17 protein-coding genes and 3 pseudogenes are annotated in these 18,152 nt (G+C 67.8%); 13 read left to right on the forward strand and 7 right to left on the reverse strand.

Annotated elements, in window-relative coordinates; translation table 11 throughout:
* The first annotated feature begins 32 nt into the window (after positions 1-32).
* The 8 genes and pseudogenes from HK415_RS07915 (at position 33) to HK415_RS07950 (ending at position 9,250) form a co-directional block, all read left to right on the forward strand.
* Positions 33-1,555 (forward strand): annotated as a pseudogene (locus tag HK415_RS07915) (helicase HerA-like domain-containing protein).
* Between the two features lie 164 nt (positions 1,556-1,719).
* Positions 1,720-2,115: pseudogene (locus HK415_RS27440) on the forward strand (REP-associated tyrosine transposase); the annotation flags it as partial.
* Positions 2,116-2,344: 229 nt separating this feature from the next.
* Positions 2,345-3,624 (forward strand): annotated as a pseudogene (locus tag HK415_RS07925) (GTP cyclohydrolase II).
* Between the two features lie 5 nt (positions 3,625-3,629).
* Complete coding sequence (locus HK415_RS07930) at positions 3,630-4,889, forward strand: URC4/urg3 family protein (RefSeq protein ID WP_309246818.1); 1,260 nt, start codon at positions 3,630-3,632, stop codon at positions 4,887-4,889.
* 13 nt (positions 4,890-4,902) lie between these two features.
* A complete protein-coding gene (upp, locus tag HK415_RS07935; protein WP_171557933.1) occupies positions 4,903-5,538 on the forward strand; it encodes a uracil phosphoribosyltransferase in 636 nt (211 codons plus the stop codon).
* 10 nt (positions 5,539-5,548) lie between these two features.
* Positions 5,549-6,730: a tetratricopeptide repeat protein gene (locus HK415_RS07940; RefSeq protein WP_171557935.1), complete on the forward strand. Its 1,182-nt coding sequence runs from the start codon at positions 5,549-5,551 to the stop codon at positions 6,728-6,730.
* Complete coding sequence (locus HK415_RS07945; protein WP_171557938.1) at positions 6,727-7,950, forward strand: HupE/UreJ family protein; 1,224 nt, start codon at positions 6,727-6,729, stop codon at positions 7,948-7,950. Before HK415_RS07940 ends, HK415_RS07945 begins: the two co-directional genes overlap by 4 nt.
* A gap of 25 nt (positions 7,951-7,975) precedes the next feature.
* Positions 7,976-9,250, forward strand: a complete 1,275-nt coding sequence (locus tag HK415_RS07950) for an amidohydrolase family protein (RefSeq protein ID WP_171557940.1) — start codon at positions 7,976-7,978, stop codon at positions 9,248-9,250.
* 199 nt (positions 9,251-9,449) lie between these two features.
* Here HK415_RS07950 and HK415_RS07955 read toward each other — a convergent pair whose 3' ends face one another.
* A complete protein-coding gene (locus HK415_RS07955; RefSeq protein ID WP_171557943.1) occupies positions 9,450-10,988 on the reverse strand; it encodes a hypothetical protein in 1,539 nt (512 codons plus the stop codon).
* A gap of 326 nt (positions 10,989-11,314) precedes the next feature.
* Here HK415_RS07955 and HK415_RS07960 point away from each other — a divergent pair, with 326 nt between their 5' ends.
* A complete protein-coding gene (locus HK415_RS07960) occupies positions 11,315-12,499 on the forward strand; it encodes a C1 family peptidase (RefSeq protein ID WP_171557945.1) in 1,185 nt (394 codons plus the stop codon).
* Positions 12,442-12,726: a hypothetical protein gene (locus HK415_RS07965; RefSeq protein WP_171557948.1), complete on the forward strand. Its 285-nt coding sequence runs from the start codon at positions 12,442-12,444 to the stop codon at positions 12,724-12,726. Before HK415_RS07960 ends, HK415_RS07965 begins: the two co-directional genes overlap by 58 nt.
* 54 nt (positions 12,727-12,780) lie before the next feature.
* Here the strand turns inward: HK415_RS07965 and HK415_RS26030 are convergent, their stop codons facing one another.
* The 4 genes from HK415_RS26030 to HK415_RS07980 form a co-directional block, all read right to left on the reverse strand.
* Complete coding sequence (locus tag HK415_RS26030) at positions 12,781-13,122, reverse strand: collagen-like protein (protein ID WP_171557951.1); 342 nt, start codon at positions 13,120-13,122, stop codon at positions 12,781-12,783.
* 181 nt (positions 13,123-13,303) lie between these two features.
* Entirely contained in the window at positions 13,304-13,471 is a 168-nt protein-coding gene (locus HK415_RS07975; protein WP_309246622.1) for a DapH/DapD/GlmU-related protein, read from the reverse strand.
* Complete coding sequence (locus tag HK415_RS23825) at positions 13,468-13,692, reverse strand: maltose acetyltransferase domain-containing protein (RefSeq protein ID WP_216369752.1); 225 nt, start codon at positions 13,690-13,692, stop codon at positions 13,468-13,470. Before HK415_RS23825 ends, HK415_RS07975 begins: the two co-directional genes overlap by 4 nt.
* Positions 13,689-14,396: a winged helix-turn-helix transcriptional regulator gene (locus HK415_RS07980; RefSeq protein WP_171557955.1), complete on the reverse strand. Its 708-nt coding sequence runs from the start codon at positions 14,394-14,396 to the stop codon at positions 13,689-13,691. The genes HK415_RS23825 and HK415_RS07980 overlap by 4 nt, the downstream gene beginning before the upstream one ends.
* Positions 14,397-14,522: 126 nt before the next feature.
* On the opposite strand from HK415_RS07980, the gene HK415_RS24750 reads away from it, so the two are divergent.
* The gene (locus HK415_RS24750) at positions 14,523-14,915 is read left to right on the forward strand and encodes a class I SAM-dependent methyltransferase (protein ID WP_253261810.1); all 393 of its coding nucleotides are present in this window, start codon (positions 14,523-14,525) and stop codon (positions 14,913-14,915) included.
* The gene (locus tag HK415_RS24755) at positions 14,869-15,408 is read left to right on the forward strand and encodes a class I SAM-dependent methyltransferase (RefSeq protein ID WP_309246623.1); all 540 of its coding nucleotides are present in this window, start codon (positions 14,869-14,871) and stop codon (positions 15,406-15,408) included. The genes HK415_RS24750 and HK415_RS24755 overlap by 47 nt, the downstream gene beginning before the upstream one ends.
* 55 nt (positions 15,409-15,463) lie before the next feature.
* Here the strand turns inward: HK415_RS24755 and HK415_RS07990 are convergent, their stop codons facing one another.
* Both HK415_RS07990 and HK415_RS07995 read right to left on the reverse strand, forming a co-directional pair.
* Entirely contained in the window at positions 15,464-15,943 is a 480-nt protein-coding gene (locus tag HK415_RS07990; protein ID WP_171557958.1) for a VOC family protein, read from the reverse strand.
* Between the two features lie 81 nt (positions 15,944-16,024).
* Positions 16,025-16,891 (reverse strand): LysR family transcriptional regulator, encoded by an 867-nt coding sequence (locus tag HK415_RS07995; RefSeq protein ID WP_171557960.1) that lies wholly within the window; start codon positions 16,889-16,891, stop codon positions 16,025-16,027.
* A 246-nt stretch (positions 16,892-17,137) separates the two neighbouring features.
* Between HK415_RS07995 and HK415_RS08000 the strand changes: the two genes are divergently transcribed.
* Positions 17,138-18,124: an aldo/keto reductase gene (locus tag HK415_RS08000; RefSeq protein WP_171563247.1), complete on the forward strand. Its 987-nt coding sequence runs from the start codon at positions 17,138-17,140 to the stop codon at positions 18,122-18,124.
* The last annotated feature ends 28 nt before the right edge of the window (positions 18,125-18,152 follow it).

Here is an 18,152-nt window from a genome sequence, read left to right on the forward strand (position 1 = left end):
TCTACGAATACCCGCATTCTACTTTTCGCACCATGGCCGAACCGATGCTGATCGCCCAACATGGCAAAACCGAAGCGCACCTGCTGCCCGCGCTGGCCAACCGGCACGGGCTGATCACCGGCGCCACCGGGACCGGCAAGACCGTTTCCCTGCAGAAACTGGCCGAAAGCTTCAGCCGCATCGGCGTGCCGGTGTTCCTGGCCGACATCAAGGGCGACCTCACCGGCATCAGCCAGCCGGGCAAGCTGGAAGGCAAGATCGCCCAGGCCATCCAGGAGCGCGGCCTCACCATGCCCGAACCGATGGCCTGCCCGACCACCCTGTGGGACGTGTTCGGCGAACAGGGCCACCCGGTGCGCGCGACCATCACGGACATGGGGCCGCTGCTGATCGGGCGGATGCTCAACCTGAACGAGACGCAGGCGGGCGTGCTGCAGATCGTCTTCAAGATCGCCGACGCCAACGGCCTGCTGCTGCTGGACCTGAAGGACCTGCGGGCGATGCTGCAGCACGTGGGCGACAACGCCAAGCAGTTCACCACGGAATACGGGAACATCAGCCCGGCCAGCGTGGGTGCCATCCAGCGCGGCCTGCTGCAGATCGAGGCGCAGGGCGGCGACAAGTTCTTCGGCGAGCCCATGCTCAACATCGCCGACTTCATCCAGACCGACGCCAAGGGCCACGGGATGGTGAACATCCTGGCGGCCGACAAGCTGCTGAACTCGCCCCGGCTGTACGCGACCTTCCTGCTGTGGATGCTGTCGGAGCTGTTCGAGACGCTGCCCGAGGTGGGGGACCTGGACAAGCCCAAGCTGGTGTTCTTCTTCGACGAGGCGCACCTGCTGTTCGACGAGGCGCCCAAGGTACTGGTCGAGCGCATCGAGCTGGTGGTGCGGCTGGTGCGCTCCAAGGGTGTCGGCGTGTATTTCGTGACGCAGAACCCGCTGGACATTCCCGACTCCGTGCTGGCGCAGCTGGGCAACCGCGTGCAGCATGCGCTGCGCGCCTTCACGCCGCGCGACCAGAAGGCGGTGAAGGCGACCGCCGAGACCATGCGCCCGAAGCCGGGTCTCGACATCGAGGCGGCGATCACCGAGCTGGCCGTGGGCGAGGCGCTGGTGAGCTTCCTGGACACCAAGGGCCGGCCCACGATCACCGAGCGCCTGTACGTCATCCCGCCGGGCAGCCAGATCGGGATCATCACGCAGGAACAGCGCAAGGCGTTGATGGCCGACTCGATCGTGGCCGGCGTGTACGAGAAGACCGAGGACCGCGAATCGGCCTACGAACACCTGAAGGCGCGCGCGGCCGATGCCGCTGCTGCCGGCGCGGCCGGAAGCACCGGCGGCGCCGCGGGTGCGCAGGCGCCATCCGGTGGCACCTTCGGCGGCTTGTCGGACGTGCTGTTCGGCTCCACCGGCCCGCGCGGCGGCAAGCGCGAAGGCCTGGCGGAGAGCTTCGCCAAGTCGGCCATCCGCACCATCGGCAGTTCCGTGGGCCGCGAGATCGCGCGGGGGTGTTGGGGAGTATTTTGGGTGGGGCGCGGCGGCGATAGGGCCACGCCTGGTCTGTCCTGGACCGGGCTTTCGTAGGCTGGGGTGACGAAGGAACCCCAGCGGTTCCAGCTGACTTCCACGAAGCTGGGGTTCGCTGCGCTCACCGCCAGCCTACTCAGAATGAATGACATCCGGCGAAGGCCGGCGGCGTTGCATGGGAATCATGCGCCGCTACATCCGCGCCGAAGCCGCCGGGGCCACTTTCTTCTTCACCGTCGTCCTGCAAGACCGCAGCGCGCGCTACCTCGTGGACCACATCGCAGAGCTGCGCGAATGCATCCGCATCGTCAAGCAGCGGCATCCATTCGAGATAGAAGGCATGGTGGTCCTCCCCGAGCACCTGCACGCCATCTGGCGGCTGCCACCGGACGACCCGGACTTCTCCTCGCGGTGGATGCTGATCAAGCAGTCCTTCACCCGGAAGCTCGAGGAACAGGGCGCGCTGGCAGAGTCATCCTCCGGCGCCCGGGGCCGCAAAGGCGAACGCAACCTCTGGCAGCGCCGCTTCTGGGAACACCAGATCCGTGACGAGGACGACCTCGTCCGGCACATGGACTACATCCACTTCAATCCCGTCAAACACGGCTGGGTGTTGCGGGCGCGAGACTGGCCGTACTCCAGCTTGCATCGCTTCGTGCGGGACGGGCGCCTTCCGGCGGATTGGGGCATCAGCGCCGCGATCCAGGGGAGTTCGGCGAATAGAGCGTGCGCGCTGCTGGGGTTCGCCTGGAGGCTCACCACCAGCCTACAGGGACGAAAGCGAAACAGTGCTGCACTCCCCGGCAGCTTTGCTAGAGTGGCCTTTTGGCTTCGCGTGCCCCTATGCCCACAGACACTCCGGCCCCCGCCACATCCGGCTGACCTCCCACGCCGGCGGCCAGGGCGCCCTGCCCATCCAGTGGGGTGCGGCGACCCCCTTGGAGCGCGGTCCCATCGTCGGCACGACCACCAAGCGCGCGCACCGCAACGTGATCGGCACGCACAGCGGCTCGTACAGCGTGTACCGCGCCCTCGCCGTCGCCGCCGGCGCGCTCAGTCGCGAGCACAAGGCGGACCTGACCAACACCGCGCCGACCGACCACATCGGGCCCTACCCGCAGTGGACCGACCCCGGCAAGATCGTCAGCCTCGACCCTTGGGGTGCCACGGTGGCCGACGTGTTCTCCGGCGAACTCGCCGCCGGCTACGACATCCGACCCACCATCGCCGTGACCAAGGCGCACGTGATCCTGCCCGAGGTGATCGAGGCGATCCAGAAGGGCCGCCTGAAGCCGGACAACGACATCCTGCTGGCCGGCGGCGCCGCCTGCGTCACCAAGGCCGCGATCGAGCCGGTGTGGTGGCTGCCCGGCGTGGCGCAGCGCTTCGGCTGCAGCGAGTCCGACCTGCGCCGCGTGCTGTTCGAGGAAACCGGCGGCATGTACCCGGAACTCGTCACCCGCAGCGACCTGGAAGTCTTCCTGCCCCCATCGGCGGGCAGACCGTCTACATCTTCGGCAATCCGCGCGACCTGGCGAACCCCGAGGTCGAACTCACCGCCCGCGTGCACGACGAGTGCAACGGCTCCGACGTGTTCGGCTCCGACATCTGCACCTGCCGCCCCTACCTCACGCACGCCATCGAGGAATGCATCCAGGGCGCGCAGCGCGGGGGCGTGGGCCTCGTGTCCTATTCGCGCAAGGAAGGGCGGGCGCTCGGCGAGGTGACCAAGTTCCTGGTCTACAACGCGCGCAAGCGCCAGGTGGGCGGCGACACGGCCGACCAGTACTTCGCCCGCACCGAGTGCGTGGCCGGTGTGCAGGACATGCGCTTCCAGGAGCTCATGCCCGACGTGCTGCACTGGCTGGGCGTGAAGAAGATCCACCGCCTGGTGTCGATGTCGAACATGAAGTACGACGCGATCACCGGCCAGGGCATCGAGGTCGGCGAACGCGTGGACATCCCGGAGAGCCTGATCCCCGCCGACGCACGCGTGGAAATGGACGCCAAGAAGGCCGCCGGCTACTTCACGCCCGGCACGGTGCCCGACGCCGACGCGCTCAAGCAGACCAAGGGACGCGGCCTGTGACACCGGTGCAGCCACTCCCCGGTTCGGCCGGCGCCGAGGAGGCCGCCAGCGCGCTGCGCTCCACCCGCGCCATCCGCGAACGCTGCGGCCAGCTGCTGGCCCGCGCGCGCGCCGGCGAGTCGCGCTGGCTGACGGTCGAGGACGGCTTCATGGAAACCGCCGCGCGCGAGGTGGCTGACATCACCCGCAAGCGCTATCCCAAGGGCCACATCCCGCTGCACAGCCGCTGGCGCCACCTGGAAGCCGGCGGCGTCGACCGCAAGGCGGAACTGGAGCGGCTGCTCGGCCCGGTGCCGAACGCCGTGCTGGGCGAGGCGATGGTGGACCTCACCTTCGTGAGCGTGCTGCTCGATGCGGGCGCGGGCCACGAATGGAAGTACGTCGAGCCGGCGACCGGCCAGACCTTCACCCGCTCCGAAGGCCTGGGCGTGGCGAGCTTCCACGCCTTCACCGCCGGCCTGTTCTCCAGCGACCGGAAGCGGCCGCTGCAGGTGGACGCGGCCGGCCTGCGCGGCCTGTCGACGGACCACCTGGCGTCCGCCTTCCAGGTGCGCGACAACAACCCGCTGGTGGGCATCGAAGGCCGCGCCGTGTTGCTGCGGCGCCTGGGCGAGGAGATGCAGGAGCGCCCCGAGGTGTTCGGCGGCGAAGTGCCGCGGCCCTCCGGCATCTACGCGCAGATCCTGTCGCCCGCGCCGGACGTCCCGCGCACGGCCGACGTGACGGCGCACGACATCCTGTCGCAGATCCTCCTGAGCTGCTCGGGCATCTGGCCGTCCAGCAATGCCATCGGTTCCGTTCCCATGGGCGACTGCTGGCGCCACGAAGCGGTGCGCGGCGAGGGTCTCAGCGACGGCTGGGTGCCTTTCCACAAGCTGTCGCAGTGGCTCACCTATTCGCTGCTCGAGCCCTTCGCCTGGTCCGGCGTGAAGGTGCGCGGACTCGAAGCCCTGACCGCCCTGCCCGAGTACCGCAACGGCGGCCTGCTGCTGGACACCGGCGTGCTGCGCCTGCGCGACCAGGCGGCCGCGCGCGAGACCTGGAAGCCGGGCGACGAGCTCATCGTCGAATGGCGCGCCCTCACGGTCGCCCTGATGGACGAACTGGCGGTGGAGGTCCGCAAACTGCTCCACCTGGACGAACACCGCATGCCGCTGGCCTGCGTGCTCGAAGGCGGCACCTGGGCCGCCGGCCGCGAGCTGGCGCAGCGCCACCGCGGCGGCCTGCCGCCCCTCAAGGTCGCCAGCGACGGCACCGTCTTCTGAGAAACTCGCAACCATGCAGAACAACAACGTCCACGTGATCGACCACCCGCTGGTGCAGCACAAGCTGTCGCTGATGCGGAACAAGGAAGCCAGCACCAACAGCTTCCGGCGCCTGCTCAACGAGCTGGCGATGCTCATGACCTACGAAGTCACGCGCGACGTGGCGACGCAGGAGGTGGATGTCGAAACGCCGCTGGAGAAGACCCGCACGCGCGTGATCGACGGCAAGAAGCTGGTGTTCGTGTCCATCCTGCGCGCCGGCACCGGCATCCTGGACGGCATGCTCAGCGTCGTGCCCGGCGCGCGCGTGGGCCACATCGGCCTGTACCGCGACCCCAAGACGCTGATGGCCGTGGAGTACTACTTCAAGATGCCGCACAACATGGAGGAGCGCGACGTGATCGTGGTCGATCCCATGCTGGCCACCGGCAACTCCGCCATCGCCGCGGTGGAGCGGCTGAAGGAACTCAATCCCAAGTCGATCAAGTTCGTCTGCCTGCTCACCTGCCCCGAAGGCGTGGCCGCCATGCAGAAGGCGCACCCGGACGTGCCGATCTACACCGCCGCGATCGACCGCGAGCTGAACGAGCACGGCTACATCCTGCCCGGCCTCGGCGATGCCGGCGACCGGATGTTCGGCACCAAGTAGGCTCGGCCGCATGAGGACGAGGGGCCTCGCAGGCGCCGCGGCCGCGGCGTTCTGCCTGTTCGCTTCCTGCGCGCAGGCCGCGCCGTTCACGCCGGCCAGCGACAGCGAGGTGGTGGAACGCCTGCCGGTGGCCAGCGATCCCGCGCTGCGCGCCGTCGAATCCCTGCGCCGCCAGCTCGCCTCCCGCCCCGCCGACGCGAAACTGCGGCTGGACATCGCCGAACGCTACTTCGCGCTGGCCATGGCGCAGGGTGACCCGCGCTACGTGGGCTACGCGCGCTCCACCATCGCGCCGCTGGAGAAGGACGCCGCCGGCGACAGCCGCTACTGGCTGGTGCGCGGCCAGCTGCAGCAATACGGCCACGACTTCGCCGGCGCGCTCGCCAGCCTGAAGCGCGCCAGCGACGTCGACCCGCAGGCGGTCGAGCCCGTGGCCTGGCGCGCCGCGATCCACATGGTCGAAGCGAAATATGCGCTCGCGGCCGCGGAATGCGACCAGCTCGCGAAGATCGCGCCGGGCCTGCTGGCGCAGGGCTGCACGGCCTATGTGCGCGCCACCACCGGCCAGCTGATCCCCGCGTACGACCTGCTGTCCGACGCGGTCGCCGCGGAGAAGGAAGTGGCGCCCGAGCTGATGCTGTGGGCGCAGACGCGGCTGGCCGAAATGGCGGTGCGCCTGCAGCGCTGGGGCGATGCCGAGCGCCACTACCGCAGCGCGCTGGCGCAGGGCGTCACCGACCAGTTCCTGCTGGCCTCGTTCGCGGACTTCCTGCTGCTGCGCGAGCGGCCGGCGGAAGTGCTGCAGTTGCTGGCCGGCTGGGAACGCTCCGACATCCTGCTGCTGCGCCTGGCCCTTGCCGGTCGCACCGCCAAGGATGCGCGCACGGCCGACTGGGAACGCCAGCTGCGCGAACGCTTCCAGGGGGCTGCCCAGCGCGGTGACAAGCTGCATGAACAGGAAGCCGCGCGCTGGGCGCTCGAAGTGCAGAACGATCCGACCCGCGCGCTAGCCTACGCGAAGAGCAACTACGCCAGCCAGAAGGAGCCGCGCGACGCCGAGGTGCTGCTGCGCGCCGCACTGGCGGCGCAGCGGCCCGCGGAGGCGCAGCCGGCGCTGGCGTGGTGGAGGGAGAGCGGGTACGAGGATCCGGTGATGCAGCAGCTGGCGGCGCGCTTGGGTGCCTCCCGATGATTCTTCGCCTGCTGTCCTTCCTTCGTAGGCTGGCGGTGAGCGCGAAGCGCGAACCCCAGCACCGCGCGCAACGCTGGGGTTCGCCTTGCGGCTCACCGCCAGCCTACGTCCTCCTTCTGGCCCTCTTCCTCTCGCTTCCCGCCCACGCCCACAAACCCAGCGACTCCTACCTCACCCTCCGCGCCGACGGCGAGGCCATCACCGCCCGCTGGGACATCGCCCTGCGCGATCTCGACTACGTCCTGCAGCTCGATCGCGACGGCAACGGCGAGCTCACCTGGGGCGAGGTCCGCCAGCGCAGTGCCGACATCGAGCAGCTCGCCGTCTCCCGCCTCGCGCTGTCCTCGCAAGGCCAGCCCTGCCCCCTGCAGCCCGCCGGCCCGCTGATGCTGGACCGGCACAGCGACGGCACCTACGCGGTGCTCACGCTGCAGGCCCGCTGCGCGCGCCTGGCCGGATCGCTGCAAGCGGACTACTCGCTGTTCTTGGACGTGGACCCGACCCACCGCGGCCTGGTGCAATGGACCCCGCCCGGCGCCACGCAGCCGCAGGCCTTGATCTTCGCCACCGATTCCGCCCGCCAGCAGCTGCGCCTGTCGGCACCCAGCGCCTGGGAGACGCTGCGCCAGTACGTGCTGGAGGGCATCTGGCACATCTGGATCGGCTTCGACCACATCCTCTTCCTGGTGGCCCTGCTGCTGCCCGCCGTGCTGGTGCGCGGCGCGCACGGCTGGCTGCCGGCGGGCAGCCTGCGCGCCGCGAGCATCGAAGTGCTGAAGGTCGTGACGGCCTTCACCGTGGCGCACTCGATCACGCTCAGCCTCGCGGTGCTGGGCTTCGTCAGCCTGCCTTCGCGGCTGGTGGAGTCGGTGATCGCGGCCTCGGTGGTGGTCGCCGCCCTGAACAACCTGCGCGGCACGGTGGACAAGCGCCGCTGGGTGATGGCCTTCGTGTTCGGCCTGGTGCACGGCTTCGGCTTCGCCTCGGTGCTGGCCGACCTGGGACTGCCGCAAGGCGCGCTGGCCCTGGCGCTGGTGGGCTTCAATGTCGGCGTGGAGCTGGGGCAGCTGGCGATCGTCGCGGCCTTCCTGCCGGTCGCCTTCGCACTGCGGGCGACGAACTTCTACCGCGTCGGCGTCCTGCGCTTCGGCTCGCTGATGGTGGCGGCCCTGGCCGGATGGTGGTTCATCCAGCGCGCGTTCGACCTGGCGCCCGCCTAACATTCGTCATTGGAGCGGAGACCCCATGCTCGACCTCCTCATCACCAACGCCACCCTCCCCGACGGCCGCACCGACATGTCGGTCGCCGTCGAGGGCGGCCGCATCCGCGAAGTGACGCCCGGCCTGCTGGCTCCGGCCAACGAAACCGTCGACGCCGCCGGCCGCCTCCTCACCCCGCACTTCTGCGACCCGCATTTCCACATGGACGCGACCCTCAGCTACGGGCTGCCGCGCGTCAACGAAAGCGGCACGCTGCTGGAAGGCATCGCGCTGTGGGGCGAGCTCAAGCCGCTGCTGAAGGCCGAGGACATGATCGAGCGCGCCCTGGCCTACTGCGACTGGGCGGTCGCCCGCGGCCTGCTCGCCATCCGCAGCCACGTGGACACCAGCGACCCGTCCATGCTGCCGGTGGAGGCGATGCTGGAAGTGAAGAAGCGCGTGGCGCCCTACCTGGACCTGCAGCTGGTCGCCTTCCCGCAGGACGGCGTGCTGCGCACCCGCGGCGGCGTGGACAACCTGAAGCGAGCGCTCGACCTCGGCGTCGACATCGTCGGCGGCATCCCCCACTTCGAACGCACCATGAGCGAAGGCGCCGCCAGCGTGAAGCTGCTGTGCGAGCTCGCCGCCGAGCGCGGCAAGCTGGTGGACATGCACTGCGACGAAACCGACGACCCGCTCTCGCGCCACATTGAGACGCTGGCCTTCGAGGCGCAGCGCCTGGGCCTGCAGGGCCGCGTGAACGGCTCGCACTGCACCTCCATGCACAGCATGGACAACTACTACGCGAGCAAACTGATCCCGCTGATCGCCGAAAGCGGCGTGAGCGTGGTCGCCAACCCGCTGATCAACATCACGCTGCAGGGCCGGCACGACACCTACCCCAAGCGGCGCGGCATGACCCGCGTGCCGGAGCTGATGGCCGCCGGCGTCAACGTCGCCTTCGGGCACGACTGCGTGATGGACCCGTGGTACGGCATGGGCTCGGGCGACATGCTGGAGGTGGCGCACATGGGGCTGCATGTGGCGCAGATGACGAGCCAGCAAGGCATCCGCGCCTGCTTCGATGCGGTGACGGCCAATGCCGCGAAGGTGATGCACCTGCCAGGCTACGGACTGAAAGCGGGATGCGACGCCAGCTTCGTGCTGCTGCAGGCAGGGGATGTGGTGGCGGCGATCCGGCTGCGGGCGAACCGGTTGAAGGTGTGGAGGAAGGGAGTGCTGCTGGCGCAGACGCCGGAGGTGGTCGCGCAGGTGAACGTGGCGGGCCGGACTGCGCAGGTGACCTTCTCCCGGTCTTGACTCCCTCTCCCTCTGGGAGAGGGGGGTGAGGGCACGCAGCGCCAGCACCCCCAGCAGCGTCGATGTGCGCATCGCGTCCGAGCCGGGCCGCGGAACAAACATGCACCTGATGCTACCGCGGCACGACGGCGCCGCCGAGTTCTCGACGAACGCGGCATTGGCCATTACACGACTTGCCCTATGCCCTCCAATTTTTCGATCAAGGGCAACACGCATCGATTCCTGACCGCATTGACGGTATCTTGTGTGATGACCCCCGTGCGTTGGACCTCCCCCATAGGTCACGAACATCAATGCGACCGATTGTCTTGGGGATACCTACAGCTCCCTCTGCCCCGGCGTCGTCAACGATCACCGGAATGATGTGATCCTTCCTCCCGGGGCGGGTCATGACATCCTTCTCGTACTTGGTCCAAACCTTTTCACGATAGTGTTTGTCCAGGAAGACCAAGTAGTACCTGCACGACTCGCTGTATATCCGTTCAAGTACCTTCTCCAGATCCAATGCAAGAAGAACTGCTTGCTGGTCAAAGTCATAGAACGTGACAACATCTTCTTTCTTAAGTTCCGCATTCGCAACCTCGACCAAGCGACGGACCTCTCCAGCGAAGGAAAACCCTATGTCATAGGAGTAGAGATTCGCTTGCTCGACCAAGGCATCCTCAACCCCTAGCTCCTGATATATCCGCTTCGGATCAAGGTTGTTCAGAAAGTACCGGAAAAGCGGGTCCTCAATTGAAAATCCCGCATCCGGGTCAAAGGCGATGTGCTTTCGCAAGTCCACGTGCTTGAGTGGGTCCAGAATCACTTCCGAGATCCGCGGTCGCACTGCTTTGATCCCCGGTTTCCGCTTCTCCGGTAAGACATACAGAAGTTTGTCGAACGTCACAACGGACTCCGGAATTTTGCAGAGTGCAAGTAGTATTTCGAGGTACGGCTTGTTCCCGCCGGGGCGCCATTTCTTCCCCTTCGCAAAAATCTTAGCTACGGGCATGTACCGCTGAGAAAGTTCTGTCATCAGGCGATTTCGAATGCCCAAAATGTCAAACGTAAGAATTCGAGGCTCCTCCTGCGTCTCGAACACTCCCTGCGAGGCACAAACCTTATTGCAGATGTACTGCGCAAGCCAAAAATTTCCTGCGCTCTCCGAAAGGAGGATATCCCTATCCTCAAAGAGCACCTCGAGCGCGGTCTCCCCTTCGCTAAGCAGTTTGTCAATCTCTACATCGGACACCCGCTTGAGAACGTACGTTCCCAGACGAGGACCGAGGTCGTAGGAATCAGAAAGAAGTGACACACCCGTAGTCGGGATGCCGATGAGGATAGCCTTGGGTGGCAATTCAAACTCGAATGCGCGATCGCTCAGCCTCTTGAGTTGAGACCCGATCTCGGCTCTGCGGGTGGTCGGAAGGAGGTGAAAATCGTCGACTACCAGTATGGGCACTCCCGTCGGGGCACCGTGGCTTGCGGCCGCTAAGAACCCATCAATGACTTGCGCCGCACCCTGATCTCGGCAGCTTAAATAAACGAAATCCCGATTCGCTTGATAAGCTAGCTCTTCAAACGCCTTGAAGACCACACAGGTCTTGCCGATTCCTGACGGACCCTCGATCAGAAGATGTTTGCCGGGCTGGGAAATGTCCGCCCTAACCTCACCGTAGTAGGGAGGTTTCACATATGTGTATGGAGGCAACCCGACCGTCTTAAAAACATCTTCGAGTTTCTTCTTCTGGATCAAAGTGAGCTCCGAGTTCTTTGACTGCCTAAGACTAAGAACCCCTGATGTTCCTTCAAGGGTGCTCCGTCATCAGATGATGCGCGACCACACCATCTAAGACAAGTCACTCCGATGAGGGGTAGCTGCTTCGTCGCTGTTCCTAGACGCAAATCAATAAGCCATTTTCCATCGCGTTCCCACGCTAGTCCTCACGAGGTCGCCCCAACCCGCGACCCCATTAGCACCCACGCGTTAAATGCAGCGCTCGCGTTCTTCCCTACAACCGTTCCCGTCGGCCACCGCGAAATGTCTTCGCCGCCGACATCCCCGGAACAGGAGAGGAAGCCATGTCGGACCTGAACATCAAGTCGCTGCGCGAACTGCTGGCGAACAAGCGTGCCACCTGGACGATCGCCAAGGAGGCCCTGGACACCACCACGCTCGGCGAGCTGGGCAAGAAGTACAAGCTGGGTTCCCTGCCGGTGCCGCCCACCATGCCGGTCACGCGCATGCCGCGCATCCGCAAGCCGGCGGATGCGCCCGTGGTGCCCGCGCAGCCGGAGGTGAGCCGGCTGCTGCGCCGCGGCGGCATCGGCGGCGGCGCCCTGCCCAAGGCGTGGGACTGGCGGAACGTCAACGGAAAGAACTACGTCAGCGCGGTGCGCGACCAGGGCGGCTGCGGCTCCTGCGTGTCCTTCGGGGTCACCGCGGCCGTGGAGTCGCACTACCGCATCGAAACCAACCAGCCGGCCTCCGTGTCCAACCTGTCCGAGGCCAGCCTGTTCTTCGTGGCGGACCGGCAATGCAACTTCGGCGATCCCAACTACGGCTGGTGGGTGCCCAGCGGGCTCGACGCCGCCATGAAGGAAGGCCTGTGCTTCGAGGCGCAGTACCCCTACGTGCCGGTGAACCAGACCCCGGACATCGCCCAGGGCACGGTGCGCACGATCAAGGTCAGCGGCTACGACTCCAGCACCAGCACCGCGCAGATGAAGCGCTGGCTGGTGGAAGACGGCCCGCTGGTCACGGCCTTCACCGTGTTCGACGACTTCTTCGCCTTCTTCAACAGCGGCACCGGCGTGTACCAGCACCTCACCGGCGGCGTGGCGGGCGGCCACGCGGTGTGCGTGGTGGGCTACGACGACCACCAGCACGCCTGGATCTGCAAGAACAGCTGGGGCAGTTCCGCCACCCACGGCGACGGCTGCTTCCTGATCGGCTATGGCGAGTGCGGCATCGACGCGCGCATGTACGTGCCGCAGGACGCCGTGGACACCTACACCGTCGACGAGATCCCCTACGACCCCTGCAAGCTGGTGGTGGTGAACCGCGGCGCGCTGGGCTGGATGCTGACCGACGGCCGCATGTCGATGCGCCTGTTCGACAACGCCGAGGACGCGCGCAACGGCCTGCGCGTGGCGCGCCGCCCAACCGGCAATGCTTCGTCGGGCGCGACAACCCGCGCACCAACCGCATGGACTACATCCTGGAGTACTGGAGCGGCAACAGCGGCCTGCCCCGCGAGCCGCTGACGCGCACCGACGGCATCCCCTACCAGCCGGCCAACGTCAAGGCGCTGGACATCGACGCGCAGGGCTGGCGCATCCACGAGGGCGACCACTGGATGCTGATCGCCCACGACATGAACGACGCGCTGGCCATGCTGCGCGTGGCGGAGCGCCACTCGCGCATCTGCTTCATCGGGCGCAACAACCAGCGGCCCAATCGCAAGAACTACATCATGACGTACTTCGAGTGAGGGGCCGGGTGCCGCGCCGCGCCGCACGGATGGCGGCGCGTGCGCGGGCCTCGATCAGCGCGAGGCGGCCGGCGACGGCACGACGATGATGTTGTCGCCGGTGCGGCCACGCTGGCCGGTCGCGCCGGTGTCGCCCGTGCTGCCAGTGCTGCCGGTGGCGCCCGTGTCGCCCGTGCTGCCTGTGTTGCCCATGCTGCCGGTGCTACCGGTCGATCCGGTCGCGCCGGTGGCGCCTGCAGGGCCGGCCGGTCCCGGAACGGGCACCGCGATCACGGTCGGTGCCGGGGCGGGGGCTTCCACGACGGGAGCGGGTGCCGGGGTGACGACGACGTCGCGCTGGCAGGCCGCCAGGGTCACGGCCATCACGGCCATCGAGAAAGCTGCTGCGTATTTCATGGGGATCCCGTTCGTTTGCAAACGACGCCCCGATGCACAGGAATTGGCATGGCGCGAAGTTCATGGCACAGGCTATCCCGGCAGCTGCGGGCGATCTGTACGGTGCCGCACGCTCAGGCCCGCGGTGGCTGAACTGGCGGTGCCGGCCTACAGGAGCGGTGGCGCGCGACGCGATGCGCCCTCAGTCCAGCGCCCGGATCACCCGGCAGGGATTGCCGGCAGCCAGCACGCCGGCGGGGATGTCTCGGGAGACCACGCTGCCCGCGCCGATCACCGCGCGATCACCGACCTGCACGCCCGGCAGGATGATCGCGCCGCCGCCGATCCACACGTCGCTGCCGATGGTCACCGGCTTGCCGTACTCCTGCCGCCGCCGCAATTGCGCGTACACCGAGTCGCCACCGGAGCCGACCAGCTCGCGCAGCAGCTTTCGCGCCGCTGTGCGTCCTCGGAATCCAGGGCGTTGATGCGCGCGCACAGCGAACGCGCCCGCCGGCGGCCGGCGACGAGCTCGGAATCCTGCGCGTCGTAGAGCTCGCCGGCGAGCATCTTCTGGCGTGCGCTGGTCATGCGTCCCTCAGCTTGGCCTCGGGCCGCGCGGCAATCCGCGTCGGCGCGAACATGCTGCGCCCCAGCCAGCGCCACAGCGACTGCCCCTGGCGCCCGGCGCCCTGCACGTCCAGCAGGCCGGCGCGGATCTCCTGGCCCGGGTCGCTGTCGCCGGTCCAGATGTCGGTGAGCGAGCGAACGGTGGATTCCACGATCACCGTCACGTCGTGGCCGGGGTCGTCGCGGCAAAGGTCGGCGGCGCCGTCCTCCACCACCAGCCACCACAGCCGCTCCGCAGCGGGTGCGTCGCGGAAGCGGAAATGCACGACGGTGCGCTGGCTGGAGGGGAATTCATCGATGCGCGCGAAGCGGCGGATGTCCCACATCAGGAACCCGGCATCCAGCTGCTCGCGCCGCAGGCGGCTGCCGATCCAGCGCGCGCCCCAGTGGCCGATGCCCACCACGATGGGCCGCAGCTCCTCGCCGGCGGTGGTGAGGTGGTACTCCCAGCTCTTGCCGGCCCGCCTTCGTTCGACCACGCCGATCGCCTCCAGCTTGCGCAGCCGCTGCGTGAGCAGCGTCGCGGACATGCGCGGCACGCCGCGGTGGATGTCGTTGAAGCGGCAGCTGCCGCAGAGTAGCTCGCGCACCACGAGCGGCGTCCACAGCTCGCCGAGCACCTCGGCGCCACGGGCCACCGTGCAGAACTGCATGTAGTCGATCATGGCGCAGTCTATGCCCGATCGCCCGGATGGAAGACTCCAGAATCTGGACTTGAGGGGAGCGCGCGCGGGGAATACCTTGGCGCCAGCCCACGCATCTCGCGCCGGCACCGCCACCAGGAGAGCCGCATGGCCGAAACCCTTCAAGCCCCCACCGCCGCCGCCACCTTCGACCCGGACAAGTTCCGCGCCACCACGCGCACCCAGTGGGAGGCGGCGGCCGAGGCGTGGGACCGCTGGTCTCCCCTGCTCGCGCGCTGGCTGGGCGCCGCGACCGAAACGATGCTGGCCGCGGCCGGCGTCCAGGCCGGCAGCCGCGTGCTCGACATCGCAGCGGGCGCCGGCGAACAGACGCTGTCGGCCGCGCGCCGTGCCGGCCCGGAGGGATACGTGCTGGCCACGGACATCTCGCCCACCATCCTGCGCTACGCGCGCGGCGCCGCGGAGAAGGCCGGCTTGGCGAATGTCGAGACGCGTGAGCTCGACGGCGAACGGCACGACCTTCCCCGCGGGCTCCTTTGACGCCGCGATTTCGCGCGTCGGCCTGATCTACTTCCCGGACCAGCAGCGCGCGCTGGCGGGCATCCGGCATGCGCTGCGCGAGGGTGGCCGCTTCGCCGCGGTGGTGTATTCGACGCCGGACCGCAATCCCTTCTTCGCCCTGCCGGTGGGCATCATCCGCCGGCGCGCGCAGCTGCCGCCGCCGCTGCCGGGCCAGCCGGGGCCGTTCTCGCTGGGCGGCGAAGGCGTGCTGCAGCGCACGCTGGAGCAGGCGGGGTTTCGCGACGTGCGGGTGCAGAAGGTCGACTCGCCGCTGCGCGTGCCGACGGCCGCGGAGTGCGTGCGCTTCGAACGCGAATCCTTCGGTGCGCTGCTGCAGATGATGTCGGGCATGGGCGATGACGAGCGTGCCGCCACCTGGGCGGAGATCGAAAGCACGCTGGCGCAGTTCGAGACGGCGGAGGCAGGCTTCGTCGGGCCCTGCGAGATGCTGGTGGGGAGCGGGACGCGCTGAGTGAAGGGTCGGGGTTCGGCTTCGCGCTCACCCCGACCTACCGGGGCCCATGGACTCAACCCCGCCGTGCCGCCTCGATGGTGGCGATGTCGATCTTCCCCATCGTCATCATCGCCTCGAAGGCGCGCTTGGCCGCCGCGCGGTCCGGGTCGTTGATCGCTTCCACCAGCGCGCGCGGCGTGATCTGCCACGACACGCCCCACTTGTCCTTGCACCAGCCGCAGGCGCTTTCCTGGCCGCCGTTGCGGACGATCGCATTCCACAGGCGATCGGTCTCGGCCTGGTCGTCGGTCGCGATCTGGAAGGAGAAGGCCTCGTCGGGCTTGAACTCGGAGCCGCCGTTGAGGCCGATGCAGGGAATGCCGCAGACGGTGAATTCGACGGTGAGGACGTCGCCTTCCTTGCCCGCGGGATAGTCACCCGGCGCGCGCAGGATGCGCCCCACGCTGCTGTCCGGGAAAGTCTTCGCATAGAACTGCGCGGCTTCCAGGGCAGTGCCGTCGTACCAGAGGCAGATCGTGTTCTTGCTGATCACTTTCGTTCTCCACTGCGTGACAGGCGAAGGAGTCTGCCACGGATCGCGGATCGTGGGCCGCGGCCGAGCTTCGCCGAGCGATCACCTGCGGCGGCTCGCGTACTCGACGAGCGCGCGCAACTTGGTGGACTGGTTCCGGCGGCTCGGGTAGTACAGGTAGAAGCCCGGGAAGGTCGGCGAGAAGGACGCCAGGACTCGCTTGAGGCGCTTGTCCTTGAGGTGCTGGTGCACCAGCGGTTCGAAGGTGTACGCCAGGCCGACGCCTTCCAGCGCGGCCTCCACGCTGAAGATCGTGTCGCTGATGGTCAGGTTGCCACCGATCTCGTACTCCACGAGCCGGTCGTTCACCTGGAACTCCCACTTGTAGATGGCGCCGGTGCCCGCGAAGCGGAACCGCACGCAGTTGTGCCGCGCCAGGTCATCGGGATGCCGGGGCGCGGGAAAGCGCTGCAGGTACTCGGGTGAGCCCACGACGGCGACGGTCACGGGCCCGCCCAGCGGCACGGCCACCATGTCCTTGTGCACGCTCTCGCCCATGCGGACACCGGCATCGAAACCGCGTTCGACGATGTCCACGAAGCCTTCGTCGTTGGTCAGCTCCAGGTGGACGTGCGGATGCTCGCGCAGGAAGCCCGCGAGCATCGGCTGCAGGACCATCGCGATGGAAATGCGCGCCGCATTCAGGCGCAGGGTGCCTGCGGGCCTGCCTTGCAGCGCATTGAGGTCCTCGCCCGCCTCCACCACCTGTCCCAGGGCCGGCCCGACCCGCGCGAGGTAGGCCTCGCCCGCTTCGGTCAGGCTCACGCTGCGGGTGGTCCGGTGCAGCAGTTGCACGCCCAGGCGGGCTTCCAGCTGGCGTATGGCCTGGCTCAGTGCGGAAGGGGAAACCTCCAATTCCGCAGCGGCGCTCGTGAACCCACGGTGCTCCGCGACCTTCCAGAAAGCCATCAGTCCATCGAGTTGGTTCAGCTTCACACCATGAAGCTTACCTTCACAAGTCGTTCAGCGTTACCCCATTTTTCTTTGGGTCACGGCTCCCTACATTCGATGCATCCCCCACGACACATCCTCGAAGGAGCCTTCATGGAACACCCCAACCGCCGCCGGTTCATCGCCGGCACCACCCTGGCCAGCGCCGCGCTGGCCCTCTCGCCCGCATCCTGGGCAGCAACGTCCACCCGCAAAGGAGCCCGCATGAAGACACGTCAACTCGGCAAGCTGCAGGTGTCGGAACTGGGCGCCGGCTGCATGAGCATCAGTGCGAACTACGGACCGCCCGCCGACCGCAAGCAGGGCATCCGCGTGATCCGGGCCGCGCACGACAACGGCGTCACCTTCTTCGACACCGCCGAGGTCTACGGCCCCTACACCAACGAAGACCTGGTCGGCGAGGCCCTCGCGCCGGTCCGCGACAAGGTGGTGATCGCCACCAAGTTCGGCTTCGACATGGACCGGGGCGGCGCGCTGAACAGCCGGCCCGCGCACATCCGGAAGGTGGTCGAGGGCTCCCTCAAGCGCCTGCGCACCGACCGCATCGACCTGTACTACCAGCACCGCGTCGATCCGGGCGTGCCGATCGAGGACGTGGCCGGCACGGTCAGGGACCTGATCCGCGAAGGCAAGGTGCTGCACTTCGGCCTGTCGGAGGCGAGCGCGCGCACGATCCGCCGCGCCCATGCAGTGCAGCCGGTGGCGGCCGTGCAGACGGAGTACTCGGTGATGAACCGCGACCCGGAACACAACGGCGTCCTGCAGGCATGCGAGGAACTGGGCATCGGCTTCGTGCCATGGGGCCCGCTCGGGATGGGCTACCTGCCTGGGACGCTGAATGCGCGCACCCGGCTCGACCCGAAGACCGACCTGCGGTCCGGATTCGACCGATTCAGTCCTGCGAACCTGGCCGCGAACCAGCCCTTCGTCGATCTCCTGAAACGGGTGGGGCAGAAGGAGAATGCGACGCCGGCCCAGGTCGCACTGGCGTGGCTGCTGGCGCAGAAGCCCTGGATCGTGCCGATTCCCGGTACGCGCAGCCTGGGACACCTGCAGGAGAACCACCGTGCGCTGGAGGTGCAGCTCTCGCCTGCGGACCTGCGCGAGATCGACGCCGCGCTCGCCCGCCTCCAGGTGCACGGCGGCCGAATGAACAAGGAGCAGATGCTGGTGGTCGACGAGAGCGTCTGAAGCGTCAGGCCACCCACCGCCCCGCCCG

This window comes from Ramlibacter montanisoli, assembly GCF_013087525.1.
Taxonomy (GTDB): domain Bacteria; phylum Pseudomonadota; class Gammaproteobacteria; order Burkholderiales; family Burkholderiaceae_C; genus Ramlibacter; species Ramlibacter montanisoli.